27 protein-coding genes and 1 tRNA gene are annotated in these 23,337 nt (G+C 55.0%); 21 read left to right on the forward strand and 7 right to left on the reverse strand.

Annotation, left to right across the window (positions count from 1 at the left end; translation table 11 throughout):
- Nucleotides 1-6 precede the first annotated feature (6 nt).
- Entirely contained in the window at nt 7-468 is a 462-nt protein-coding gene (locus tag FHW17_RS04520) for a PTS sugar transporter subunit IIA (protein ID WP_182509283.1), read from the forward strand.
- Between the two features lie 99 nt (nt 469-567).
- Here FHW17_RS04520 and FHW17_RS04525 read toward each other — a convergent pair whose 3' ends face one another.
- The 3 genes from FHW17_RS04525 to FHW17_RS04535 form a co-directional block, all read right to left on the reverse strand.
- Nucleotides 568-837, reverse strand: a complete 270-nt coding sequence (locus FHW17_RS04525) for a hypothetical protein (RefSeq protein WP_246706723.1) — start codon at nt 835-837, stop codon at nt 568-570.
- An 84-nt stretch (nt 838-921) separates the two neighbouring features.
- Nucleotides 922-1,908, reverse strand: coding sequence for a 4-hydroxy-tetrahydrodipicolinate synthase (gene dapA / locus FHW17_RS04530; RefSeq protein ID WP_182509284.1), 987 nt, complete (start codon nt 1,906-1,908; stop codon nt 922-924).
- Between the two features lie 49 nt (nt 1,909-1,957).
- The gene (locus FHW17_RS04535; protein WP_162700290.1) at nt 1,958-2,116 is read right to left on the reverse strand and encodes a hypothetical protein; all 159 of its coding nucleotides are present in this window, start codon (nt 2,114-2,116) and stop codon (nt 1,958-1,960) included.
- 381 nt (nt 2,117-2,497) lie between these two features.
- On the opposite strand from FHW17_RS04535, the gene FHW17_RS04540 reads away from it, so the two are divergent.
- Nucleotides 2,498-2,644 (forward strand): DUF1127 domain-containing protein, encoded by a 147-nt coding sequence (locus FHW17_RS04540; RefSeq protein ID WP_091879693.1) that lies wholly within the window; start codon nt 2,498-2,500, stop codon nt 2,642-2,644.
- Between the two features lie 164 nt (nt 2,645-2,808).
- Here the strand turns inward: FHW17_RS04540 and FHW17_RS04545 are convergent.
- A tRNA-Ser gene (locus tag FHW17_RS04545) sits at nt 2,809-2,898 on the reverse strand.
- A gap of 365 nt (nt 2,899-3,263) precedes the next feature.
- On the opposite strand from FHW17_RS04545, the gene rplU reads away from it, so the two are divergent.
- The 9 genes from rplU (at nt 3,264) to rlmH (ending at nt 10,391) form a co-directional block, all read left to right on the forward strand.
- Nucleotides 3,264-3,743: a 50S ribosomal protein L21 gene (rplU, locus tag FHW17_RS04550; protein WP_112522976.1), complete on the forward strand. Its 480-nt coding sequence runs from the start codon at nt 3,264-3,266 to the stop codon at nt 3,741-3,743.
- 24 nt (nt 3,744-3,767) lie between these two features.
- On the forward strand, nt 3,768-4,040 hold the full coding sequence (gene rpmA, locus FHW17_RS04555; protein ID WP_091879696.1) for a 50S ribosomal protein L27: 273 nt from the start codon (nt 3,768-3,770) through the stop codon (nt 4,038-4,040).
- A gap of 119 nt (nt 4,041-4,159) precedes the next feature.
- On the forward strand, nt 4,160-4,783 hold the full coding sequence (locus FHW17_RS04560; protein WP_112522977.1) for a GNAT family protein: 624 nt from the start codon (nt 4,160-4,162) through the stop codon (nt 4,781-4,783).
- A gap of 94 nt (nt 4,784-4,877) precedes the next feature.
- A complete protein-coding gene (gene obgE / locus FHW17_RS04565; protein ID WP_112522978.1) occupies nt 4,878-5,912 on the forward strand; it encodes a GTPase ObgE in 1,035 nt (344 codons plus the stop codon).
- Between the two features lie 199 nt (nt 5,913-6,111).
- Nucleotides 6,112-7,260, forward strand: a complete 1,149-nt coding sequence (gene proB / locus FHW17_RS04570; RefSeq protein WP_182509285.1) for a glutamate 5-kinase — start codon at nt 6,112-6,114, stop codon at nt 7,258-7,260.
- 3 nt (nt 7,261-7,263) lie between these two features.
- Nucleotides 7,264-8,547, forward strand: a complete 1,284-nt coding sequence (locus tag FHW17_RS04575) for a glutamate-5-semialdehyde dehydrogenase (RefSeq protein WP_182509286.1) — start codon at nt 7,264-7,266, stop codon at nt 8,545-8,547.
- A gap of 56 nt (nt 8,548-8,603) precedes the next feature.
- On the forward strand, nt 8,604-9,200 hold the full coding sequence (locus FHW17_RS04580) for a nicotinate-nucleotide adenylyltransferase (RefSeq protein WP_112522982.1): 597 nt from the start codon (nt 8,604-8,606) through the stop codon (nt 9,198-9,200).
- Between the two features lie 149 nt (nt 9,201-9,349).
- Complete coding sequence (gene rsfS, locus FHW17_RS04585) at nt 9,350-9,733, forward strand: ribosome silencing factor (RefSeq protein ID WP_227987698.1); 384 nt, start codon at nt 9,350-9,352, stop codon at nt 9,731-9,733.
- A gap of 175 nt (nt 9,734-9,908) precedes the next feature.
- Nucleotides 9,909-10,391 carry a 23S rRNA (pseudouridine(1915)-N(3))-methyltransferase RlmH gene (gene rlmH / locus FHW17_RS04590; protein WP_091879708.1) on the forward strand — a complete coding sequence of 161 codons (483 nt, stop codon included), beginning with the start codon at nt 9,909-9,911 and terminating at the stop codon, nt 10,389-10,391.
- Between the two features lie 54 nt (nt 10,392-10,445).
- Here the strand turns inward: rlmH and FHW17_RS04595 are convergent, their stop codons facing one another.
- Both FHW17_RS04595 and FHW17_RS04600 read right to left on the reverse strand, forming a co-directional pair.
- Entirely contained in the window at nt 10,446-10,823 is a 378-nt protein-coding gene (locus FHW17_RS04595; RefSeq protein ID WP_091879709.1) for a DUF3011 domain-containing protein, read from the reverse strand.
- Between the two features lie 115 nt (nt 10,824-10,938).
- A complete protein-coding gene (locus FHW17_RS04600) occupies nt 10,939-11,820 on the reverse strand; it encodes a LysR family transcriptional regulator (protein ID WP_113095465.1) in 882 nt (293 codons plus the stop codon).
- 132 nt (nt 11,821-11,952) lie between these two features.
- On the opposite strand from FHW17_RS04600, the gene FHW17_RS04605 reads away from it, so the two are divergent.
- The 3 genes from FHW17_RS04605 (at nt 11,953) to FHW17_RS04615 (ending at nt 14,650) form a co-directional block, all read left to right on the forward strand.
- Nucleotides 11,953-13,449, forward strand: coding sequence for a CoA-acylating methylmalonate-semialdehyde dehydrogenase (locus tag FHW17_RS04605; RefSeq protein WP_182509287.1), 1,497 nt, complete (start codon nt 11,953-11,955; stop codon nt 13,447-13,449).
- A 164-nt stretch (nt 13,450-13,613) separates the two neighbouring features.
- Nucleotides 13,614-14,252: a DUF433 domain-containing protein gene (locus FHW17_RS04610; RefSeq protein WP_112522987.1), complete on the forward strand. Its 639-nt coding sequence runs from the start codon at nt 13,614-13,616 to the stop codon at nt 14,250-14,252.
- Nucleotides 14,249-14,650, forward strand: coding sequence for a DUF5615 family PIN-like protein (locus FHW17_RS04615; protein ID WP_112522988.1), 402 nt, complete (start codon nt 14,249-14,251; stop codon nt 14,648-14,650). The genes FHW17_RS04610 and FHW17_RS04615 overlap by 4 nt, the downstream gene beginning before the upstream one ends.
- A gap of 14 nt (nt 14,651-14,664) precedes the next feature.
- Here the strand turns inward: FHW17_RS04615 and FHW17_RS04620 are convergent, their stop codons facing one another.
- A complete protein-coding gene (locus FHW17_RS04620; RefSeq protein WP_112522989.1) occupies nt 14,665-15,318 on the reverse strand; it encodes a GntR family transcriptional regulator in 654 nt (217 codons plus the stop codon).
- A gap of 81 nt (nt 15,319-15,399) precedes the next feature.
- Between FHW17_RS04620 and FHW17_RS04625 the strand changes: the two genes are divergently transcribed.
- The 7 genes from FHW17_RS04625 to FHW17_RS04655 all read left to right on the forward strand — a co-directional run bounded on the left by FHW17_RS04625 (nt 15,400) and on the right by FHW17_RS04655 (nt 23,275).
- Nucleotides 15,400-16,293 carry a dihydrodipicolinate synthase family protein gene (locus FHW17_RS04625; RefSeq protein ID WP_182509288.1) on the forward strand — a complete coding sequence of 298 codons (894 nt, stop codon included), beginning with the start codon at nt 15,400-15,402 and terminating at the stop codon, nt 16,291-16,293.
- 9 nt (nt 16,294-16,302) lie between these two features.
- Entirely contained in the window at nt 16,303-17,556 is a 1,254-nt protein-coding gene (locus FHW17_RS04630; protein WP_182509289.1) for an FAD-binding oxidoreductase, read from the forward strand.
- A gap of 15 nt (nt 17,557-17,571) precedes the next feature.
- Entirely contained in the window at nt 17,572-18,573 is a 1,002-nt protein-coding gene (locus FHW17_RS04635) for a 4-hydroxyproline epimerase (RefSeq protein WP_113095469.1), read from the forward strand.
- Between the two features lie 269 nt (nt 18,574-18,842).
- Entirely contained in the window at nt 18,843-19,751 is a 909-nt protein-coding gene (locus tag FHW17_RS04640) for a branched-chain amino acid ABC transporter permease LivH (protein ID WP_091879721.1), read from the forward strand.
- Nucleotides 19,752-19,755: 4 nt separating this feature from the next.
- Nucleotides 19,756-21,180: a high-affinity branched-chain amino acid ABC transporter permease LivM gene (livM, locus tag FHW17_RS04645; protein WP_182509290.1), complete on the forward strand. Its 1,425-nt coding sequence runs from the start codon at nt 19,756-19,758 to the stop codon at nt 21,178-21,180.
- Entirely contained in the window at nt 21,180-22,526 is a 1,347-nt protein-coding gene (locus FHW17_RS04650; RefSeq protein WP_112522995.1) for an ATP-binding cassette domain-containing protein, read from the forward strand. Before livM ends, FHW17_RS04650 begins: the two co-directional genes overlap by 1 nt.
- Nucleotides 22,526-23,275, forward strand: a complete 750-nt coding sequence (locus FHW17_RS04655) for an ABC transporter ATP-binding protein (protein ID WP_182509291.1) — start codon at nt 22,526-22,528, stop codon at nt 23,273-23,275. Before FHW17_RS04650 ends, FHW17_RS04655 begins: the two co-directional genes overlap by 1 nt.
- Nucleotides 23,276-23,337 lie beyond the last annotated feature (62 nt).

The raw sequence follows: 23,337 nt of genomic DNA on the forward strand, positions 1-23,337 counted from the left end.
AATTGAATGAGTATTGTAATGAAGCTTGCCGACTATATCGCTCTTGAGAGCATTGTTCCTGATCTTGACGTCTCGTCCAAGAGTCAGGCTCTGCAAGCGATTTCAACCAATATATCGCGGATGATTGGCGTATCGGCGGATGTGATCGTTCATTCGTTGCAGAAACGGGAAGAACTTGGTTCCACGGGTATTGGTGGAGGTATCGCAATTCCGCATGCCCGCATTCTCGGCATATCAAAGCCCGTCGCGGCCTTTGCAAAATTAAAGAAGCCTATTGATTTTGAGGCGATAGACGATTTGCCCATCGATATTATTCTTGCGTTGCTGACACCGGATCACGCACCGGCTGAACATTTGAATGTCCTTGCATGCTTTTCCAGAAAGCTCAGGTCGCCGGATGTGCTTAAGAGGATGAGGGCGACCAGAAATGCACAAACATTATTGGATTGTCTGGTGATGGACACCTAGAGCAGGCCCTGAAACAGGCGGCAGCTTCCCGTTCACTCAGAAACTGCATCTGTTGATTTGTTCTGCCTCGCTTTGAAGCATGAATGCGCTCTTCTGGTATCAAGCGCGTTTCCGCTGGCCGCTGGACGTATGTACTAGATCACTCCAGGCATCGGCGAGTATAAATTCGTTGTCATCTGCACAGCAGACGGCTCCCGGTACATGATCGCTTTCAGCAGTAGCAAAATGAATCGCCGCTTCCTTGTCAGCGAACAGGCCGCCGACCAGATGTTTGCGGTCGCATACCATCCAGCATCCGTCCGGATTTTTTCCGACAAGAAAACGGCTGCTCAAGTTTGAATTGGCGTGATTCTGATAAGCATAGGCCATGATTGGTCACTTTCCGCTTGAGTGGGGCTCAAAGCGTTTTCTGTTTTGATGATGTTATAAGGATCGTGGAATTCGGCGTTCCACTCACAGCCGCCAGGCAAGAGGCGCTGAGAGCATTTTGGACAGGCCCTCGATCGCATCTGTTTTCACATTGTCCTGAGGAATTTGCCCGCCAGCTGCAGGACCGCCGAGTTCGTCCAGAGCCAATCGGATCTGGCGGGCCGTTTCCTCTGATACGGGAACCAGAGGCAGGCGGAGTTCGTCGCTCATGCCGCGTCGATGCTTGAGTGCAGACTTGATGGAGCACGGATTCGTATCGAGATCGAGTGCGCTGAGGACCGGCTGCAATCTCTGCTGGATATATCTGGCAGTAGGCCAATCATTTTTCCTGCAGGCATTGTGCATGGCGACGCAGACATGCGGCAAAACATTGGCAATGACTGAAATGGTGCCGTTGCCTCCAGTCAGATTGAACGCATGCGCGGTCGCATCATGTCCTGACAGCAGGATAAAACGGTTCTGGAATGTGTGACGAACTTCGTCGACGCGCCTCATATCCCCGGTCGCATCCTTGATACCAATGATTGAAGGTATCTGTGCAAGCCGGTCAAGGGTCTGTAGCGACAGGTCGGCACCGGTTCTTGACGGAACATTGTAAATGAAGATGGGCAGTTTCACCCGCTGCGCAATCGTTTCAAAGTGATGCGCGATGCCGTTTTGGCTTGGCTTGTTGTAGTAGGGAGTGACTACAAGAGCCGCATCGGCGCCGCATGATTCCGCAGCTGATGTGTAGGCTACCGTAAGCTCGGTGCTGTTCGTACCTGTGCCAGCAATGACAGGAACACGTCCCTTGGATACTCTGACGGTGGTGCGGATGATCTTTAAACGCTCGTCCCAGGAAAGGGTTGGGGCTTCACCTGTGGTTCCGCAGGGCACAAGGCCCTCTATGCCTGACAGAATCTGCCATTGGATATGTTCAGCGAGGGTGTCGTGATCGACAACACCATTTTTGAACGGAGTGACGAGGGCAGTCATTATGCCCGATAATCGCGGGGGGATAGGATTGGTCATGGATTTCCTCTTTTGGACGATCTGGTGGGATCAGCGCAAATCCTGCAATTCAGATGAAGTGATCGATGGCCGCATATATTCTCAAGGCGGCAGCGCCGGATAAAAGAGAAGCAAGTACGAGCAACGCGATCAGCGTCGGGCCGAGCTTCGATATGTGGCGGGTTTCAATGGTCTGATTGTTGACTGGCAACAAACGGTTCGACGTCATCGTCATTTCCTTGCACTCCAATTCTTTGGGTACAGGCAAGAAATACCATGGTGTCGGATAGGAATTCCATTCCGCACCAAGTGCAAAGATATCAAGAAGTTATAAAGGTGGGACCTAAGCCTTCTGGGCGGTGGGAGCTGTTTGCGTGATGTCGTTACAGGTCCGCTTTATGCAAGCCTTGTGATGGCGCCGTACAGAAAGACGAGGTTATCGGCTCGATCTCTACTGTTGTGAACTGCGACCATTGCGTCTGGTGCATAGGTGGAATGAGGGATTGTGACTGTTTTAAATCGATTGAAAGTCGTATGTTCCAGTCATCGAAACGACGCCGGGACCAAGCAAGGTTGCTGACGTCAGACAGCCCTCAGAAAGGGGATCATTATGAACGTAGCACGCTCTTTCAACAACTGGCTCAAGTTCCGTCAGACCGTTACCGAACTTGGCCGCATGTCCAGCCGCGAACTTCAGGATTTGGGCATCGACCGCGCCGATATCCGCAGTGTTGCCCGCGCATCGGTCGCTCGCTGATAGCGATAGACCAACCAGCCAATAACCGCTCGACGCCCGCTTTTGACGCGGGCGTTTTTGCATTGATCTGCCATTTCATGCCGCAGCTGCTGCCCTGGCGGCAAGGCCAATCCGGCCAATCCCACTTTGATCAATGAAGGAAAATACAGGAAACTGAGTTTATATGGCGGAGAGGGAGGGATTTGAACCCCCGATGGAGTTGCCCCCATGCCGCATTTCGAGTGCGGTGCTTTCAACCACTCAGCCACCTCTCCGCGTATAAGTGCCTGCCTTTGACAGACCCTCGATGTGGCCGGGACGATAATCCCTGCCGATGCCGCGATGTCCGTTGGTTTGATCCGTAAGACTTGGCTTGAGCGTGCGACGCGCTAGATAGCGGGCAAAGCGCTAGGATACAAGAGCAATTTTGCGTTAAATTTCTTGACTCTCTTATAATCCTCACCTTATAAGCGCCCAACGACTGGCGTGGGGGATTCTCCGCGCCGTTTGTTTTTGAGTCCGGATGCCCAAATTCGCAAGGATAGAAAGCATCTTTCGATTAATATGTCACGACTGACAAAAAGACGGTTATTGCCTTTAGACCGGCAAAAAACCGAACCGAACGCCGAAAGGGCATAAAATGTTCGCAGTCATCAAAACTGGTGGTAAGCAGTATCGCGTTGCCGCCAATGACCTCCTGAAGGTCGAGAAAGTTGCCGGCAATGCCGGTGATATCGTTCAATTTGCCGAAGTTCTGATGGTTGGTGTCGGTGCAGACGCTACGATCGGTGCTCCGACCGTTGGCGGCGCGCTGGTAACAGCTGAAGTCGTCGAGCAGGGCCGGGCACGCAAGGTCATCGCTTTCAAGAAGCGTCGCCGCCAGAACTCCAAGCGTACACGCGGTCATCGTCAGGAACTGACAACGATCCGTATCGCCGAGATCCTTACGGATGGTGCCAAGCCTTCGAAGACTGCTGCTGAAAAGCCGGTCAACAAGAAGCCTGCTCCGAAAGCGGAAGCTGCCGCTGTAGAAGCAACCGAGACCAAAGCCGCCCCGAAAGCCAAAGCTGCGCCAAAGAAGGCTGCTGCCAAGGCTGAGAAGCCCGCTTCGGGCGAATAAGAACAGGTTTAAAGGAGAAATCCCATGGCACACAAAAAAGCTGGTGGTTCGTCGCGCAACGGTCGTGATTCCGAATCAAAGCGCCTTGGCGTGAAGAAGTTTGGCGGCGAGCGCGTGCTTGCTGGCAACATCCTCGTTCGTCAACGCGGCACCAAATGGCATCCCGGCGTCAATGTTGGCCTCGGTAAGGATCACACACTCTTCGCTCTCGAAGCCGGTGTTGTATCTTTCCGTACCAAAGCCAACGGCCGTAGTTTCGTGTCGATCGTGAACCCGATCGCCGAAGCAGCAGAATAGCTGGTCCTGCTTAAAGCACCGGCGTCCCCATCGGACCCGGTGACTGGCAACCAAGCCAAAAGATCAAAGGGAGATGGGGTTACCACCCATCTCCCTTTTCGCATCTGGAGGATAGCAAAATGGTTGCCGAATTACTGGAAGACGATGAAGACAGACTGGACCTGATAGACTGTCCGGTTTTAGTGACCGAACGCCTGGTCCTGCGCGCGCCGCACACCGAGGACGTTGACGCAATTGCCCGTCTCGCCGACAATCTTCGTGTGGCGGAAATGCTTTCCCGCATGCCCCACCCCTACACACAAGATCACGCGGTGGACTTCGTGCGCCGCGCCAATGCGGGCGAGATCGGCAAATGCGTCTACGCGATTACCCTCGCACAATCCGGTACATTCATTGGTTGCTGCGGTATCAATTACCGGCGCAGCAAGGACCAGCGGATGAATGAGCCACGCAAGGATGAGCTGGAAATCGGCTACTGGCTGGGCGAGCCTTATTGGGGCAAGGGCTATGCGACGGAAACGGCGCACGCGCTGGTTGATCTCGTGTTCCGTGCCACCCAGGTTGAAAAACTGCATGCCTCCTGCCGGGTCTCGAACATGGGTTCGCGGCGGGTGCTCTACAAAAGCGGATTCCAATATGCCAACACAGGCATGATGGATTCGCTTGCGGCCGGAAACGTGCCTGTCGAACGCTATATGCTGGATCGGCGGACATGGATCGGCCTTCGTAGCTGGAATGCGTAATTATGACTGGCCGCCTCAATCTCATGAGACGGCCAGTTTTCTTCTCGTGCATTTTCCTGTAATGCCTCGGGACATCAAAAAGGACTGAACTTCCATGAAATTTCTTGATCAGGCGAAAGTCTATATCCGCTCCGGCGACGGTGGTGCCGGCTCGGTATCGTTCCGCCGTGAAAAATTTCTGGAATTTGGCGGTCCCGATGGTGGTGACGGCGGACGCGGCGGCGATGTCTGGGCCGAGGCCGTGGATGGTCTCAATACGCTGATCGACTACCGCTACCAGCAGCATTTCAAAGCCAAAACGGGCATGCACGGCATGGGCCGTAACATGACCGGCGGTAAGGGCTCTGACGTTGTGCTGAAAGTTCCGGTTGGAACGCAGATCTTCGAAGATGACAATGAAACACTGATTTTTGACTTTACCGCCGTTGGCCAGCGCTATCGTTTGGCCAAGGGTGGCAATGGCGGTTTTGGTAATCTGCACTTCAAGACATCGACCAATCAGGCACCCCGCCGTGCCAATCCCGGACTTGAGGGTGAAGAGCGCAATTTGTGGCTGCGGTTGAAGCTGATCGCCGATGCCGGTCTTCTCGGCAAGCCCAATGCCGGCAAGTCGACTTTCCTTGCCAGTGTGACGGCGGCTAAACCGAAAATCGCTGATTATCCGTTCACGACGTTGCATCCAAACCTTGGTGTTGCCCGCATCGATGCGCGCGAATTTGTCATTGCCGATATTCCGGGCCTCATCGAGGGCGCGCATGAGGGCGTGGGCATTGGCGACCGGTTCCTCGGCCATGTGGAGCGTACGCGGGTTCTCCTGCATCTTGTTTCGGCGCAGGAAGAAAATGTTGCGCAAGCCTACAAAACGGTGCGCACTGAGCTTGAAGCCTATGGTCACGGACTGGCTGACAAGCTGGAAATCGTCGCGCTGAGCCAGATCGACACACTGGATGCGGCTGCGCGCAAAAAGAAGATTGCAGCGCTGAAAAAGGCAGCCGGGCGTGAGCCGATGCTGTTGTCTGCGGTCAGTCGCGAGGGTGTTGAGCAGGTCTTGCGAGCACTATCGGCGATCATTCTGGAATCCCGTCAGTCAGAGGCCCCGGTAGAGGTCGATACCCGCTTCAAATATTGAGTAGCATGATGTTTGCGGAAGAAGTTGTTCTGTCGCCCACCCCTCTCTGCCTTGTCGGGCATCTCCTCCACAAAGGGGGAGATCAGCAGACAATGCCGCTTTTGCGAAACTTGAAAAGTCACCTGTTGTGCAAAGGCGTTTATGCCAATGTGATCTCCCCCGTTGTGGGGGAGATGTCCGACAGGACAGAGGAGGGTATATGAACACCAATACCCCTCTCAAATTGTCCGGCTATCGACGGATCGTGGTCAAGATCGGTTCGGCCTTGCTGGTGGACCGATCCAAGGGATTAAAGCGCGACTGGCTGGAAAGCCTTGGGAGCGATGTAGCGCTGTTGGTGCAGGCGGGTGTCGAGGTGATGATCGTCTCCTCTGGTGCCATTGCGCTGGGGCGAACTGTGCTTGGATTGCCAAAGGGCGCCTTGCGGCTGGAGGAAAGCCAAGCTGCGGCTGCAGCAGGTCAGATCGAGCTTGCCAAGGCCTATGCCGAAGTGCTGGGCCATCATCAATTGCGGGCGGGGCAAATCCTTCTGACGCTGTCCGACACGGAAGAGCGCCGCCGCTATCTCAATGCCCGTGCCACGGTTGGCACATTGTTGCGACTCAAGGCCGTGCCAGTCATCAATGAAAATGACACGGTGGCGACGACTGAAATCCGCTATGGCGACAATGATCGTCTTGCTGCCCGCGTCGCGACGATGATGGGCGCTGATCTTCTGATCCTTTTGTCCGATATTGATGGACTTTACACGGCTCCACCACATCAGAACCCCGATGCGCAGTTTCTGCCCGTGGTTGATGCGATTACGCCTGATATTGAAGCCATGGCGGGCGCTGCCGCCTCGGAATATTCGCGCGGCGGCATGAAAACCAAGCTCGATGCTGGCAAGATTGCCAATGCGGCAGGGACTGCGATGATCATTGCCTCGGGTACACGCATGCATCCCTTGGGCGCTATCGATGCGGGCGAGCGGTCGACACTGTTCAAGCCAAGCTCAAATCCTGTCAATGCGTGGAAGACCTGGATATCAGGCAATCTTGAACCGGCGGGCCGGCTGGTAATCGATGAGGGTGCGCTCGTAGCACTTAAATCTGGCAAATCACTTCTGGCGGCAGGTGTACGTGAGGTGGCCGGACAGTTCACGCGCGGCGATACGGTTGCAGTCGTAGGGCCTGATGGGCGTGAAGCAGCGCGCGGCCTTATTGCTTATGATGCCGGGGATGCCGTAAAGATTGCTGGGCGGAAAACCAATGAGATTGCCGCGATCCTTGGTTATGATGCCCGTTCCGCGATGATCCACCGGGATGATCTGGTTGTGCGCGCAGCAAAACGTGCTGCGAAGGAGTGAAAGATGCTGGGACGAGTCGAGTCGATTGACGACGTTGCTGAACTGATGGCCGAAATTGGCCGCAGAGCCCGTGCCGCTGCCCAGCCCCTGTCGATCGCCTCGCCGGAACAGAAAATGATAGCGTTGATCGCCATGGCGGACGCTGTTGATCGCCATGCCGCAGAGATTTTGCAAGCCAATAGCCGGGATATGGCAAATGGGGAAAAGGCTGGAATGGCCGCCTCGTTACTGGACCGGCTGAAGCTTGACGTCGGCCGCGTTGCGTCGATATCGGAAAGCATTCGCACGATTGCCGCGCTCAAGGACCCGGTTGGCGATATCATTGCGGAATGGGACAGGCCCAACGGCTTGCATATTGAGCGCGTGCGCACGCCGCTTGGGGTTATCGGCGTAATTTATGAAAGCCGCCCGAATGTGACTGCCGATGCGGGCGCACTTTGCCTGAAATCCGGCAATGCCGTCATTCTGCGTGGCGGGTCGGATTCAGCCCACTCATCGCGTGCGATCCATGCGGCACTGATTGAAGGCCTTGAGGCGGCGGGCCTGCCGAAAGATGCCATTCAGCTTGTTCCGGTGACAGACCGCGCTGCGGTTGGTGAAATGCTCAAAGGGCTTGATGGTAATCTCGATGTGATCATTCCGCGTGGTGGCAAGAGCCTTGTCGCTCGCGTGCAGGCGGAAGCACGGGTTCCAGTCTTTGCTCATCTGGAAGGGCTCTGCCACGTCTATGTGGACGCGTCTGCCGATCTTGAAATGGCCCGGCGGATTATCGTCAATGCCAAGATGCGCCGGACCGGGGTTTGCGGTTCCGCGGAAACCCTGCTTCTGGACCGGCTGATTGCGCCAGTGCGCCTTGTGCCATTGCTGGAGGATTTGCATCAGGCGGGTTGCGAAATCCGTGGCGATCAAGCTGTCATCGCGCTTTTTGCCGAAGCGAAACCTGTAAGCGAAGAAGACTGGTCAACGGAATATCTCGATGCCATCATCTCGGTGAAACTGGTTGATGGGATCGGCGATGCTATCAAACATATCAACCGCTACTCATCGCATCACACGGAGGCTGTCATTGCCGAGGATGTGCATGTGGTGGAGCGCTTCTTCAACGAAATCGACTCCGCCATCCTGTTACATAACGCTTCGACGCAATTTGCCGATGGCGGTGAATTTGGCATGGGTGCAGAAATCGGTATTGCCACCGGCAAGATGCATGCGCGTGGTCCCGTGGGTGTTGAGCAATTAACCTCGTTCAAATACCGCGTTCGCGGTAATGGCCAGATTCGCCCGTGACATCCATTGAGGCGTTACGTCACGATTTTCCGGGGGTAAGCGCTGCGCAATTGCGCATGCCCTTCGTTGAAAAGGGGATGACCGTCGGGTTATTTGGCGGATCGTTCAATCCACCCCATGCGGGACATGCGCTGGTGGCGGAAATTTCATTGCGCCGCCTGCAGCTTGATCAACTCTGGTGGATCGTTACGCCGGGTAATCCGCTGAAGGATCAACGCCATCTGGCGCCACTGGCCGAACGGCTCAAGCTGTGCGAACGTCAGGTACACGATCCGCGCATCAAGGTAACGGCGTTCGAGGCTGCTTATAATGTTCGCTATACGGCTGATACGCTGGCCTTGATCAAGGCGCGCAATCCGGGCGTGAATTTTGTCTGGATCATGGGTGCCGACAATCTTGCGGATTTCCACCGCTGGCAGCGTTGGCAGAAGATCGCCCTGACGTTTCCCATCGCCGTGATCGACCGTCCGGGTTCGACATTGGCGTTCCTGTCGTCGCGCATGGCCAAGACTTTCGACTATGCCCGCTTCGATGAGGAAGACGCGCCGCTGCTGGCGCGGGCACCGGCGCCAGCATGGACTTTCATCCATGGACCACGGTCTTCGCTGTCATCGACGGCGATACGTAACGGGGCGGCAAAACAGCAGGAATGAAATAGTGAACAAAGGTTCGGTCGTCACGTCTTGAAAGTGTCATGCGACTCTGCCTATCTTAATAACGTGCAGCACGATTAAAGGCTGCGGCGCGTTGTTCTTATTGGAAAGGAAATACACTGAGAACAGCAATTCAGAAGAAGGATGCCTTGGCTCCTTCAACGGCGGAGATGAACGGTGAAACTTCCGTTTCTCTTGCCCTCCAGACAGTCCTTGCCAGTCTCGATGACTCCAAGGCTGAAAAAATTGTCCCCATCGATCTTCGTGGAAAATCTGTCATCGGCGACCATATGGTCATCGCATCGGGTCGTTCACACCGTCACGTAACGGCGGTGGCTGATCAGCTCCTGCATGCGCTGAAGGAAAGCGGTCACAGCAATAATGCGAAGGTTGAGGGTCTTGCCAGCGGTGATTGGGTGCTGATCGACACGGGCGATATCATCATCCATATTTTCCGTCCTGAGGTGCGTGAGTTCTACAATCTCGAGAAGATGTGGCTCGCTCCTGAACTCGACGGCGAAACCGTACACTAGAACAGCGTGTGCCGTAACGGCACACGAAACCACTCTGGTGTGAGAAAGTTCTGACGGATTGAAGCGTTCGGGCATCAGGCCATTTGTGGACGCTTTAAACGGCTCACTGGATCTGGACCGGTCATTGACCGGGGCGTTATAGTTTGCGCAGAGTGACGCAAGACTGGAGTGTGCCATGCGTATCACCGTTTTTGCCGTGGGCCGGATGAAATCTGGCCCCGAACGGGAACTGGCAGACCGCTATTTCGACCGGTTGAAAAAGACCGGTTCTCCACTCGGTCTTGAATTCAATACAGTTACGGAAATCACCGAAAGCCGTGCCCAGCAGCCGGAACTGCGCAAGCAGGAAGAATCGGCGAAAGTGCTTGAAGCGCTTGATCAGGGCGGGGTTCTTGTCCTTCTTGACGAGCGCGGCAAAACCATGCCGTCAGAAGACTTCGCCAATGCCATTGCCCGTTTTCGCGATGATGGTAAACGGCAACTGCTTCTGGCGATTGGTGGGCCTGATGGTCACGATGCTTCGCTGCGGGCTCGTGCCGATCTTGTTCTGGCACTCGGGGCCATGACGTGGCCGCATCAGATCGTCCGTATTCTGGTGGCGGAACAACTCTACCGTGCGACGACTATACTTTCAGGCCACCCATATCACAGGGTCTAAAGGAGTTTCGCCACCTCCGGAGGAGATGGCGAAAAACAGGATTGGTGATTTCGATCAATAATCGTCAGGCTGGTAATAACGATCATCGCCATAGTTGCGACGATCGTCGCGGCGTGGATAGCGATCATCCCGCCGAGGACGATCATCCTGGTCACGCCAGCGCGGACGCCCGCCGCTATCGGCAAAAACAGCACCGCAACCCTTGTCTACCCAGATCCTGCCGCGGCTGAAGCCCCAGCTCTGGCCGGGAATGCAAGGCGAACCGGAAAGCTGCCTGATAATACGCGGCCGGCGCATATCAGCATCGCATTCATTGTAGCGGAACTTGCGTGATTCGCACCTTACGGCGCGTTCCTGTGCCTGGGCTTCAGGCACCGTTACGAACTGCATACCCCCCAGGGTTACAGCCAAAGCTAGTAAATATCGGTACATTTTCCCTCTCCGATATGATGACAACACATGTCGAACCTACATGTGTTCAAGGCGCAATTGTGGAGTTTGTTCCACGCCGGTCAATCACATTTCTACCGTTGCTTGTTATGCTTTGTCAGGTGAAGCGTCCAGTCTCACTATTCACCAGATCGGAAATGAAGCTGGAGACGGCTGTAATGCGCCGCAGTGTGCGTACGGATTCGTGGTAGGCGAGCCAATAGGAGCGGTGAATGGTGCGTTCCGGCAGTACCGGCACAAGATCGGAATATTCCCGGGCAATGAATGTATGCAGGATACCGATCCCGGCACCTGCTTTAACAGCCTCGACCTGACCGATAGCGCTGGAAATTTCAAAAGCGGGACGCCAGTCGCGGGTGATTTCCGGCGCATAATTCAGCGAGGGGCTGATGACGAGATCATCGACGTAACCAACCAATCGATGCTTTGCGAGGTCTTCAATGTTTTGCGGTGCTGGGTATTCAGCAAGATAGGCACGGCTGGCATAAAGACAGAGTGTATAATCGACGAGCTTTTTTGCCACGAGACGACCCTGGTCAGGCCGGTCAACGGTTATGGCAATATCCGCCTCGCGCCGCGACAGTGAAAAGGAGCGGGGAACCGGTACGAGCTGGATTTTCAGATCAGGATAGCGGGCTGTGAGGGTGGCAAGGCGTGGCGCAAGAAACGATACACCGAAGCCATCAGGTGCTCCGATGCGCACCGAGCCTGAAATTGACACATCCGCATCACCCAGCGAGGAGCGGATCGCCAGCATTTCCGCTTCCATGCGCTCCGCAGACAGAAGAAATTCCTCTCCCGCATGGGTCAGTTCGCAGCCATTGGTGCGGCGGGTCAGGAGCTTTGTGTTGATGTCATTCTCAAGCGCGGTCAGGCGGCGTGCGACTGTCGCATGATTGACGCCAAGTCGTTTGGCCGCTCCCAGTATTTGCCCCGAGCGTGCCACACTCAGAAAAACCCGTACATCATCCCAGTTCATGAATGAGCCTCCTTATAGAGTGGTACTTCAATTTTTGCACAACGGATACGCTTTTGCTCGGCTTGCAATAAAAATTTTGAAGCGCGATGATAGGGTAACGAAATTCAATCAATCATAGGGAGGTTGCTCGCAATGCGTGAAGTTGGACATTTTATCGGTGGCAAGCATGTCGCCGGAACAAGCGGTCGCACGACCGAGATTTTCCAGCCGATGGACGGCACCGTTCAGGGCCGTGTTGCTCTGGCAACGCCAAATGAAGTGCGTGCTGCCATTGCTAATGCCAAGGCGGCACAACCCGCATGGGCGGCAACCAATCCGCAGCGCCGCGCACGCGTTTTGCGCAAGTTCCTCGATCTCGTCGAAGCGGAATATGATTCCCTTGCAGAGCTTCTGGCGCGCGAGCATGGCAAGACTATTCCTGATGCCAAGGGCGATATTCAGCGCGGTCTGGAAGTGGTCGAGGTTTGCCTCGGTTCAGCCCATATGCTCAAAGGCGAATTCACCGACAATGCGGGCACGGGCATCGATGTTTACTCCATGCGCCAGCCGCTTGGCGTTGTCGCCGGTATCACCCCGTTCAACTTCCCAGCGATGATCCCGCTGTGGAAGGCTGGTCCCGCCATTGCTTCGGGCAATGCCTTCATCCTGAAGCCTTCGGAACGCGATCCGGGTGTTCCGATGCGTCTGGCCGAACTTTTCATTGAGGCCGGTTTGCCAGCGGGCATCTTCAATGTCGTCAATGGCGACAAGGAGGCTGTCGACACCATTCTTGATGATCCTGATATCAAGGCTGTCGGCTTTGTGGGTTCAACGCCGATTGCTCAGTACATTTATTCCCGTGCGACAGCCAACGGCAAGCGCGCCCAGTGCTTTGGCGGTGCCAAAAACCACATGATCATCATGCCTGATGCGGATATGGACCAGACGGTCGATGCGCTGATCGGTGCCGGTTATGGTTCGGCTGGCGAACGCTGCATGGCGATTTCCGTTGCCGTCCCTGTTGGCAAAGACACGGCAGATCGTCTTGTTGAGCGTCTTATTCCGCGCGTCGAAAGCCTGAAAGTTGGTCCATCGACCGATATGACTGCGGATTATGGTCCTGTCGTCACCCAGCAGGCACTTGATCGCATCAAGGGTTATGTGGATCTCGGTATCAAGGAAGGCGCCAAGCTCGTTGTCGACGGTCGTGGCTTCAAGATGCAGGGTTATGAAAACGGCTACTATATGGGTGGCTGCCTGTTCGACCACGTTAGGCCTGATATGCGCATCTATAAGGAAGAAATCTTTGGACCGGTTCTCGGCATTGTCCGCGCCGATACCTATGAAGACGCGATCCGCCTGCCAAACGAACATGAATATGGCAATGGCGTTGCAATCTTTACCCGTGACGGTGACGCCGCCCGTGACTTCGCCTCGCGTGTTCAGGTCGGCATGGTTGGTATCAACGTACCAATCCCGGTTCCGATTGCTTACTACACATTTGGCGGTTGGAAGGGTTCCGGTTTTGGCGATCTGAACCAGCACGGTCCCGATGCATTCCGCTTCTACACCAAGACCAAGACAGTCACCTCGCGTTGGCCGTCAGGTGTCAAGGATGGTGCTGAGTTCGTCATTCCAACAATGAAATAGCATATAGGCGAAACATTTCGTCTAAAGGGCTGCCGCATTGATGCTGCAGCCTTTTTCGTTTCAAAGGTGATGACGCACGACGCATTCCCAGCCTACTTCATAGGCTAAAGTTCCTATTTAAAAATTTCCAATAGTATGGATAATGCTAGTAAGGAATTTAGAAGATGAAAAATGTCATTGCCGCATTCACGGAGAAGCAGGTTGAGCGCTTGACCGGTGTCAGTGTGCATCGGCTGCGTTATTGGGATCGTACGTCTTTTTTTACTCCGTCGTTTGCGCAGATGGATCGTAGTGCTCCGTTTAGCCGGATTTATTCGTTCATCGATGTAGCCGCACTTCGGGTGCTCTCTGCTCTTATCAAGGAGTACAAGGTTCCATTGCAGCATTTGCGTAAGGTTTCACAAAAACTTGGCAAAATGGACAGCGCATCATGGGCTAGAACAACCCTTTATGTATTGAACAAAAAGGTGATCTTTATTGATCCGGCGGATGGCAAGCAACGTGAGGTTGTCAGTGGGCAATACACCATAGGCATACCACTTCAAAAGATACTTGCCGACGCGAATAAGGATGTCCAGGCGCTATCACAGCGAGATGAAAATCGCGTAGGGAAAATCGAGAAACACCGCAATGTCTCGCACAACGTTTCAGTTGTGGCCGGAACACGTATACCTGTTCGTTCAATCAAGAACTTTGCCGAAGATGGCTACTCCATTGAGCAGATACTCGAGGAGTATCCAACCCTCACGGCTGCTGATATTGAGGCTGCTTTGGCGGATGCTGACAAAGACGAGGCTGCGTGAGTTCAAAGAAACCGCGTCTGAAATTTTTTCTCGATGAAAGCGTGCCTGATTCCGTTGGCCGCATTTTAGCTGCAGATGAGCATGACGTTATCTTCCTTCGAGATGCAATTGCCTTGGGGTCGCCGGATCAACTCGTTTGTGCCGTTTCACAGGCAAATGAAGCAATCTTGGTCGCAATTGATGGTGACATGAAGAGGCTCGCTAAAAGACACGGTGTTAGCAACCAACGATATCGCAAATTAAGCCTACTCAAGCTCTCTTGCCGGGAACCCCGCGCTGCTCAAAGAGTGAAAGAAGCTTTGACCCTTATTGAACATGAATGGCATTTCAGCCAAGGCCAATCCGACAGGCGAATATTTGTCGAAATTGGCGACGCATCCATCAGCACGAGACGGTAAATGTTCCGTGCAGATTAAGGAGCCAATGTCCTGAGATAACCAATCAACCGGCTTGCCTCATCGGCAGCCTTATCCGGTTCGCGGGTGATGATTGCGTGGATGAGAGCCGTGTGCGCGCCTGCCGATTGCTCCAGACTTCCAGGTCGCTGCAGGCGGAACCAGAAGCGGCGGCTATGGGTTTGCAGCGGGGAGGCGAGGCGGGCGGCGTAAGGATTTTCCGCAGCCTGTCCCAACACCGTATCGAAAATCTTGTCGGCGTTGAGAAAGCCAATCACATCATTACCGCTTCGAGCTGCCGTCATCGCATCAGCTGCCGCCTTGAGCCGCTCGTAATGCAGGGCTGCGCCATAGAGCGCGGCACCCCGTGCAAGAACCCGCTCCACACCCTCACGGACATCGAGAACCTTGGCGAAATCCTGCGGATTAAGCGCTGAAATGGCGATACCCGAGCGCGGGCGAATTTCCATCAGGCCTTCCCAAGCCAGTTTCTGCACGGCCTCGCGCACGGGCGTGCGACCCATATTGGTCATATCCGTCAGGGTTCGTTCATTGACGATCGCTCCCGGCTCCAGCTTCAACGTCACGATCATCTCCTCAATCTGGCGATAGGCCAGATCGGCAAGACTTTCTCCTGTTGGGGCAATGGAATGGGCGGTGGTTTGATCCATCAGACAAACTTTCTATTCAAGGCAATTGACAGTCACACGCTCTACAGATATATTTCTGATATATCAAGAAGGAGAAGAGACATGTGGTCAGGCGTTTTCCCTGCAGTTACAACCAAATTCACTGACGATGATAAACTCGATCACAAGGAAATGGAACGTTGCTTCTCTCTCCTGATGGATGCGGGTTGCGATGGCCTTATCGTTGCGGGTTCGCTGGGCGAAGGCCCAATGCTGAGCCATGATGAAAAACTCGAAGTGCTGAAGACGGCGCAGAATGTTGCCAAGGGCAAGCCTGTTCTTCTGACCATCAATGAAGCTGCGACACGCGATGGCGCTGCGCTGGCCAAGCGGGCGGCCAAGGCCGGTGCCGATGGGCTGATGTTGGTCCCAAGCCCGATTTATCATACTGACCCGGAAGAAACCGTCACGACCCTCAAGGCTGTTGCAGCCGCCGGTGATCTGCCTGTGATGATCTATTCCAACCGCATTGCTTACCGCGTCGACATTACCAGCGAAATTCTGGCTGAACTCGCGTCAGACAAGCATTTTGTGGCGATCAAGGAATCATCGGATGATGTGCGCCGCACGAGCGATATCATCAACACATTCGGTACGCGTTTTGATCTCTTCACCGGCGTCGACAATCTCGCTTTTGAAGCGCTGACAACCGGTGCCATCGGCTGGGTTGCCGGGCTCGTCACCGCATTCCCGAAGGAGACGGTTGCGATCTATAAGCTCATTGGCGCGGGCCGCTATGCCGAAGCGCTTGAGATTTATCGCTGGTTCCGCCCCTTGCTCGACCTTGATGTCTCCACCTATCTTGTGCAGAACATCAAACTGGCGGAAGTCCATGAAATTGGAACCAATGATCGTGTGCGCCTGCCGCGCCAGCCTCTGCGCGGTGAACGCCGGGCGGCTGTCGACAAGATCGTCAAGGATGCGATCGCATCACGGCCAAAGCTGCCTGTTCTCTGAGATCTGGCAATGAGCGCCCGCTGGGACAAGCAGGATATCGTCATTATCGGTGCCGGCATTGTCGGCATCGCTATCGCGGCTTTTCTGGGTGAGGCCGGACGCAAGGTCCTGGTGATTGACCGTCAGGGCATTTGCGAAGGCACAAGCTCCGGCAATGCCGGGGCGTTGGCTTTTTCCGATATTCTGCCCATGGCCTCGAAAGGGGTCATGGGTAAAGTTCCGGGCTGGCTGATGGACCCGCTCGGGCCTTTCACCATCCGTCCTTCCTATTTGCCGAAGCTTGCGCCGTGGCTCTACCGGTTCTGGCGCGCCAGCCGTCCCGATGTATTGGAGCGAACAACCATAGCCCAGGGCGCAATGATGCGCCTTGCCGAGCCTGAGATGCTTGGGTTAATGCAGCGCGCCGGTATACGGCATATGGTCCGCGAAGATGGTTCGCTTGAACTCTACGAGAGCGAGCACGAACTTAATCTGTCATTGCCCGGCTGGGCTGCGCGCGACAAGGCCGGAATAGCATTCGAACACCTGCGTGGTGACGCACTGGCCGAATGCCAGCCGGGCCTGTCACCGCGCTTTGTTGCGGGAACCTTCGTTCCCGGATGGAAAACCGTCAGCGATCCCCAGCATGTCGGCAAGGGGCTGTGGGCCTATGCGGAAAAGCTTGGCGCGCGGTTCGAACGCGCAGATGTCGTTTCAGTTGCAGTGGATAATGCTGGCGGGGTTGTCAGGCTGGCAGACGGACGAACCATCGATGCGGCCAAGCTCATTATTGCCGCCGGTGCATGGTCACACAAATTAGCAAGCCATCTCGGCGATCATATCCCGCTTGATACGGAACGTGGCTACAACACGACCCTGCCAACGGGTGCAATAGACGTCAAATGCCAGTTGATTTTTTCCGGCCATGGCTTTGTTGTGACGCCGCTCGAAACCGGGGTGCGCGTTGGCGGTGCGGTGGAATTGGGCGGACTGGACCTGCCACCCAACTACAAGCGCTCGGAAGTCATGTTGCAGAAAGCCAAAACCTTCTTACCCGATCTTGATATCTCTGGCGGTCGCCAGTGGATGGGATATCGTCCGTCCATGCCCGATTCCCTGCCGGTGATCGGCTACGCAAAAGGAAGCAAGAATATTCTTTATGCCTTTGGTCACGGGCATCTGGGGTTGACCCAGTCCGCTGCCACGGGCCGACTGATTTGTGATCTGGTCGAGGGCCGCACACCCGCTATCCCGATCGATCCGTTTTACCCGCAACGCTTTTAGGACTTCGAGAATATCATGGCGCGTCATTCTTTCTTTTGTGTCGATGGTCACACCTGCGGCAACCCGGTACGCCTCGTGGCGGGTGGAGGACCCAACCTGACCGGTTCAAACATGATGGAGAAGCGCGCGCATTTCCTGCGTGAATTCGACTGGATTCGCACGGGTCTGATGTTTGAGCCGCGCGGGCATGACATGATGTCCGGCTCAATCCTTTATCCGCCAACGCGCGATGATTGCGATGTGGCGGTGCTGTTCATTGAAACGTCGGGATGTCTGCCCATGTGTGGCCATGGCACCATCGGTACGGTGACGATGGCCATCGAGCACGGGTTGATCAAACCGAAAACCCCCGGCGTCCTGCGGCTCGATACCCCAGCTGGTCTGGTGGTCGCCGAGTATACGCAGGAAGGTGAGTATGTCACCGGCGTGCGCATTACCAACGTTCCTGCGTTTCTTTATGCGGAAGGACTTGAGGTGGAATGCCCCGATCTTGGAACGCTGCATGTGGATGTTGCCTATGGCGGTAATTTCTATGCGATCGTCGATCCGCAGAAAAACTTCCGCGATATGGCCGATTATCGCGCACTTGATCTCATCGGTTGGAGCCCGGTCCTGCGTGAGCGGCTGAACGAACGCTATTCGTTCCAGCACCCGGAAAAGCCGGATATCAACAAGCTCAGTCACATCCTGTGGACCGGTGCGCCGACGAAGCCGGAAGCACATGCGCGCAATGCGGTATTCTATGGTGACAAGGCAATTGACCGTTCACCCTGCGGAACCGGAACGTCAGCCCGTATGGCGCAATTGGCGGCAAAAGGAAAATTGAAGCCCGGTGATGACTTCGTACACGAATCAATCATTGGCTCACTGTTCCACGGCCGTGTCGAGGCAGCGACAAATGTGGGTGAACGGCAGGCAATCATACCGTCGGTTGCAGGCTGGGCACGGATGACCGGTTACAACACGATCTTCATTGATGATCGCGATCCCTTTGCTCACGGATTTGTGGTCAAGTGAGCTTGGCCGAACCCATCAGGATAATAAGGCGAGGATAGGTAATTCCGTTAAATATGAGGCATCTGCCATAAGTTTCGTCAATGATCGATGAAAATTTGGTGAAAAATTTCGCGCAGAGTATGCCAGCAAATGTGAAGCCGCTGTTTGCAGTAAAAAAGCTGTTGCTTTCTTTAACGCAGACGTTACGTGTAAAGAAGTTGGGGTAAATGGGAACCGGATAAAAAAACCGGATAAGAAACTTCCCAATGAAAATGAGGGGTATCGTTGCGATGGAGTACTTCATCCAGCAAGCGATCAACGGTCTGACACTAGGTTCAATCTACGGCCTAATCGCAATCGGCTACACGATGGTCTACGGGATCATCGGCATGATCAACTTCGCCCATGGCGATGTTTTCATGCTTGGCGCGTTTATGGCGATGATCGTTTTTCTTGCTTTAACCACTTTTATTGGCGGCGTGCCCGTTGTGCTTGCACTGCTCCTGATGATGCTTGTCGCCATGCTGCTGACAGGCCTCTGGAGCTGGACAATCGAACGTCTGGCATACCGGCCATTGCGCGGCTCGTTCCGCCTCGCGCCGTTGATCACGGCGATCGGCATGTCGATTGCCCTTTCAAACTTCGTGCAGGTCACGCAGGGTCCGCGCAACAAGCCAATTCCTCCGCTCGTCAATGGCGGCATTACAATCTACGGAACGGGCATCACTATCGCCTATAAGCAGATGGTCATCGTTGTGGTAACTGCAATCCTGCTTGCCGCATTCTGGTATCTGGTCAACCGCACCACGCTGGGGCGGGCACAGCGTTCCTGTGAGCAGGACCGCAAGATGGCTGCGCTGCTCGGCATTGATGTGGACAAGACGATCTCCATGACCTTCGTCATGGGCGCCATGCTCGCAGCTGTCGCCGGAACACTCTACCTCATGTTCTACGGCGTTATCTCCTTCACCGATGGTTTTACACCCGGCGTCAAGGCGTTTACGGCTGCGGTGCTAGGCGGTATCGGCTCATTGCCCGGCGCTGTCGTGGGTGGATTGCTGATCGGATTGATCGAGGCGCTATGGTCCGCTTATTTCTCCATTGATTACAAGGACGTGGCCGCTTTCTCCATCCTTGCAATCGTCCTGATCTTCCTGCCCTCCGGCATTCTTGGTCGGCCCGAAGTCGAAAAGGTTTAAGCTTATGGCTGATATCCAAGCTTCAGGACAGGATTCCGTCTACCTCAAGGCCACCAAAGAGGCGGTTTTCGCCGGGTTGATCGCCTTCGGCCTGTTCTTCCTCATTGTCGGTTTCCGCACCGACCAGAACATCAACAATGAGCTGGTCCTTGTTCAGCGCTGGGGCCTGCTGGCGATCTTCGTGGCGGTGGCTGCGATTGGCCGCTTCATTTTCGCAGCTTTCATCACGCCCTCACGGGAACGGGCAAAGCTGGCGAAATCAAAGGTGTCTGCCGCTGCCAAAGCGGACCGCCGCTCTCTCAAGGCAACTGTCTCACGCTTCGGCTTGGCTTTGCTGTTCATCTATCCGTTTCTGGTGATCCTTATCCTCGCGTTGATCAATTTTGCAGCGACGGGACAATGGGTATTCCAGAGTGGTGTGCAGGGCTCGCTGAAATATGTCGATAATTTCGGCATCCAGATTCTGATCTATGTCATGTTGGCGTGGGGGCTGAATATCGTTGTGGGCCTCGCCGGTCTGCTCGATCTTGGTTATGTCGCCTTCTATGCGGTGGGCGCCTATTCCTATGCTTTGCTCTCCACGCATTTCGGACTGTCCTTCTGGCTGCTATTGCCAATGGCCGGTATTTTTGCCGCCATGTGGGGTATCGTTCTCGGTTTCCCCGTCCTGCGGCTGAGGGGCGACTATCTGGCCATTGTCACGCTGGCTTTCGGCGAAATCATCCGGCTGGTGCTGATCAACTGGACCGTCGTGACCAAGGGCACATTCGGTGTATCCGGCATTGCCAAGGCCACGATGTTCGGCATTCCGTTCACGACAGGCCCGACTGGCTTTGCCGCTACCTTCGGACTGCCGAATTCCGGCGTCTATTATAAGATCTTCCTCTATTACCTCATCCTGTTCCTTGCGCTGCTGACAGCCTGGGTAACAATCCGTCTGCGCCGTATGCCGATCGGCCGTGCGTGGGAAGCATTGCGTGAAGACGAAATTGCCTGCCGGTCGCTCGGCATCAATACGACAACGACGAAGCTCACGGCTTTTGCCACGGGTGCAATGTTTGGTGGTTTCGCCGGATCGTTCTTCGCTGCCCGTCAGGGCTTCGTCAGCCCCGAATCCTTCGTGTTCCTCGAATCGGCGATCATTCTTGCCATCGTGGTGCTCGGCGGTATGGGCTCGCTCATCGGTATTGCCATTGCTGCGGCTGTCATGATCGGCGGCACGGAACTGTTGCGCGAACTGGAATTCCTCAAGCTGATCTTTGGCAATGATTTTACGCCGGAGCTTTATCGTATGCTGTTGTTCGGTCTCGCCATGATTGTCGTCATGGTGTGGAAGCCACGCGGGTTTGTCGGCAATCGAGAACCGAGCGCCTTTCTGCATGAACGTAAGATGATCTCCAGCGAGTTTACGAAAGAAGGGCACGGCTGATGGTTTCGGAAGTGCGTAACAATCCCAATGCCGTGCTGCGCGTTGAGCATCTCTCGATGAAGTTTGGTGGCCTCGTTGCCATCAATGATCTGAACTTTGAAGCCAAACGCGGGGACATTACCGCCCTGATCGGCCCGAACGGTGCGGGGAAGACCACAGTCTTCAATTGCATCACCGGTTTCTACAAGCCGACTGAGGGCATGTTGACCATGACCCGCGACAATGGCGAGACATATCTTCTGGAGCGTATGAGCGATTTCGTCATCACCAAGAAGGCGAAGGTCGCGCGTACATTCCAGAATATCCGGTTGTTCTCGGGTTTGACGGTGCTGGAAAACCTTCTGGTTGCCCAGCACAATCCGCTGATGTTGTCATCGGGTTATACGGTTCTGGGTCTTCTCGGCTTTCCGACCTATAAGAAGGCAGCTGCGGACGCGATCGAAAAGGCTCGCTTCTGGCTGGAAAAGATCAATCTGGTTGACCGCGCCGATGATCCTGCGGGCGATCTGCCCTATGGTGCGCAGCGGCGTCTTGAGATTGCCCGTGCCATGTGTACCGATCCCGAGCTTCTCTGCCTGGATGAGCCTGCAGCGGGCCTCAATGCGCGTGAATCGGCAGAGCTTAATCAGCTCCTGCTGAACATCCGCAAAGAAACCGGAACATCGATCATCCTGATCGAGCATGACATGTCGGTAGTGATGGAAATCTCCGATCACGTCATCGTTCTGGAGTATGGCACCAAGATTTCCGACGGTACGCCCGAAACGGTAAAGAACGATCCGAAGGTTATTGCGGCTTATCTCGGTGTCGAGGACGAAGAGGTTGTCGAACTGATCGAGCATGCCGCGGCAACCGGCAGTGATGACATCACGGCAGCGGTTGATCTGTTGTCGACTGAAGCCATCCACGAAATCGAAGTGACCCATGCGGAACCAGCCGCTGCGCCGCTCATATCCACGCCTGCAACGAAAGCGGCAAAGGCAGCACCAGCCAAACCGGCCACTGCCAAAGCACCTGCGAAAGCAAAGACGGCTGCAAAGCCTGCTGATCCAGCCATCAAGGCGGGAGCAACATCCAATGCACTCGCCGCGCCGCGCGGTGGCAAGCCGGACAGTCTGATTGTGATCAAAGGGATTGGTCCGGTTAACGAGCGTAAGCTCAACGAGCATGGTATTTTCCACTTCGACCAGATTGCCGCGTGGAAGAAGGCCGACGTGATTGCCGCCGAAGCCTATCTTGCCTTTGACGGGCGTATCGCACGCGAAGACTGGATCGGTCAGGCCAAGAAGCTTGCCAAAGAGAGCCAGAATAAACCGGCTGCCAAAAAGACCGGAGGGGCTAAGTAATGTCGCAAACACAACCTCTTCCGAAGAGCGGAGCCCTTCTCAGTATCGAGAATGTTGAAACCTATTACGGCAATATCCGTGCGCTCAGCGGTGTCAGCGTTCATGCGGATGCGGGCGAAATCGTCACGTTGATCGGCGCCAACGGTGCCGGCAAGTCGACGCTGATGATGACCATTTTTGGTATGCCGCGCGCCCGCACCGGCCGTGTGATATTTGACGGCAGGGATATTACGCAAATGCCGACGCATGAGATTGCGCGTCTGCGTATTGCCCAGTCGCCGGAAGGCCGCCGCATTTTCCCGCGCATGACCGTGCAGGAAAATCTGCAAATGGGCGCCAGCCTCGATAATCTGGAATTTTATGACGAGGATGTGCGCAAGGTCTTTGAGCTGTTTCCGCGATTGAAGGAGCGTATCAATCAGCGTGGCGGCACCCTGTCGGGCGGTGAGCAGCAGATGCTGGCCATTGGCCGGGCATTGATGGCGCGCCCGCGTCTGCTCCTGCTGGATGAACCATCGCTTGGCCTTGCACCTTTGATCATCAAGCATATTTTCGAGGCGATCAAGGAACTGAACAGGTCGACGGGTCTCACTGTGTTTCTGGTTGAGCAGAACGCCTTCGGTGCGTTGAAACTGGCGGATCGCGGCTATGTGATGGTCAACGGCATCGTGACGATGAGTGGATCGAGCAAAGACCTTCTCGCCAATCCGGAAGTGCGCGCGGCCTATCTTGAAGGCGGACGTCACTAACAAGAATAGGATCGGCTTTCCAGCGGGTTCTGGGAAGTCCGGTGCTGCAAGGGGAACATTGC

Source organism: Phyllobacterium sp. P30BS-XVII, from assembly GCF_014138335.1.
Lineage (GTDB): Bacteria > Pseudomonadota > Alphaproteobacteria > Rhizobiales > Rhizobiaceae > Phyllobacterium > Phyllobacterium meliloti.

What these genes read in the sequence shown, in the direction of transcription:
- FHW17_RS04520 (WP_182509283.1), top strand. Translation starts at nt 7, where the DNA reads ATGAGTATTGTAATGAAGCTTGCCGACTATATCGCTCTTGAGAGCATT.
- FHW17_RS04525 (WP_246706723.1), bottom strand. Translation starts at nt 837, where the DNA reads ATGGCCTATGCTTATCAGAATCACGCCAATTCAAACTTGAGCAGCCGT.
- dapA (WP_182509284.1), bottom strand. Translation starts at nt 1,908, where the DNA reads ATGACCAATCCTATCCCCCCGCGATTATCGGGCATAATGACTGCCCTC.
- FHW17_RS04535 (WP_162700290.1), bottom strand. Translation starts at nt 2,116, where the DNA reads ATGACGTCGAACCGTTTGTTGCCAGTCAACAATCAGACCATTGAAACC.
- FHW17_RS04540 (WP_091879693.1), top strand. Translation starts at nt 2,498, where the DNA reads ATGAACGTAGCACGCTCTTTCAACAACTGGCTCAAGTTCCGTCAGACC.
- rplU (WP_112522976.1), top strand. Translation starts at nt 3,264, where the DNA reads ATGTTCGCAGTCATCAAAACTGGTGGTAAGCAGTATCGCGTTGCCGCC.
- rpmA (WP_091879696.1), top strand. Translation starts at nt 3,768, where the DNA reads ATGGCACACAAAAAAGCTGGTGGTTCGTCGCGCAACGGTCGTGATTCC.
- FHW17_RS04560 (WP_112522977.1), top strand. Translation starts at nt 4,160, where the DNA reads ATGGTTGCCGAATTACTGGAAGACGATGAAGACAGACTGGACCTGATA.
- obgE (WP_112522978.1), top strand. Translation starts at nt 4,878, where the DNA reads ATGAAATTTCTTGATCAGGCGAAAGTCTATATCCGCTCCGGCGACGGT.
- proB (WP_182509285.1), top strand. Translation starts at nt 6,112, where the DNA reads ATGAACACCAATACCCCTCTCAAATTGTCCGGCTATCGACGGATCGTG.
- FHW17_RS04575 (WP_182509286.1), top strand. Translation starts at nt 7,264, where the DNA reads ATGCTGGGACGAGTCGAGTCGATTGACGACGTTGCTGAACTGATGGCC.
- FHW17_RS04580 (WP_112522982.1), top strand. Translation starts at nt 8,604, where the DNA reads ATGCCCTTCGTTGAAAAGGGGATGACCGTCGGGTTATTTGGCGGATCG.
- rlmH (WP_091879708.1), top strand. Translation starts at nt 9,909, where the DNA reads ATGCGTATCACCGTTTTTGCCGTGGGCCGGATGAAATCTGGCCCCGAA.
- FHW17_RS04595 (WP_091879709.1), bottom strand. Translation starts at nt 10,823, where the DNA reads ATGTACCGATATTTACTAGCTTTGGCTGTAACCCTGGGGGGTATGCAG.
- FHW17_RS04600 (WP_113095465.1), bottom strand. Translation starts at nt 11,820, where the DNA reads ATGAACTGGGATGATGTACGGGTTTTTCTGAGTGTGGCACGCTCGGGG.
- FHW17_RS04605 (WP_182509287.1), top strand. Translation starts at nt 11,953, where the DNA reads ATGCGTGAAGTTGGACATTTTATCGGTGGCAAGCATGTCGCCGGAACA.
- FHW17_RS04610 (WP_112522987.1), top strand. Translation starts at nt 13,614, where the DNA reads ATGAAAAATGTCATTGCCGCATTCACGGAGAAGCAGGTTGAGCGCTTG.
- FHW17_RS04620 (WP_112522989.1), bottom strand. Translation starts at nt 15,318, where the DNA reads ATGGATCAAACCACCGCCCATTCCATTGCCCCAACAGGAGAAAGTCTT.
- FHW17_RS04625 (WP_182509288.1), top strand. Translation starts at nt 15,400, where the DNA reads ATGTGGTCAGGCGTTTTCCCTGCAGTTACAACCAAATTCACTGACGAT.
- FHW17_RS04630 (WP_182509289.1), top strand. Translation starts at nt 16,303, where the DNA reads ATGAGCGCCCGCTGGGACAAGCAGGATATCGTCATTATCGGTGCCGGC.
- FHW17_RS04635 (WP_113095469.1), top strand. Translation starts at nt 17,572, where the DNA reads ATGGCGCGTCATTCTTTCTTTTGTGTCGATGGTCACACCTGCGGCAAC.
- FHW17_RS04640 (WP_091879721.1), top strand. Translation starts at nt 18,843, where the DNA reads ATGGAGTACTTCATCCAGCAAGCGATCAACGGTCTGACACTAGGTTCA.
- livM (WP_182509290.1), top strand. Translation starts at nt 19,756, where the DNA reads ATGGCTGATATCCAAGCTTCAGGACAGGATTCCGTCTACCTCAAGGCC.
- FHW17_RS04650 (WP_112522995.1), top strand. Translation starts at nt 21,180, where the DNA reads ATGGTTTCGGAAGTGCGTAACAATCCCAATGCCGTGCTGCGCGTTGAG.
- FHW17_RS04655 (WP_182509291.1), top strand. Translation starts at nt 22,526, where the DNA reads ATGTCGCAAACACAACCTCTTCCGAAGAGCGGAGCCCTTCTCAGTATC.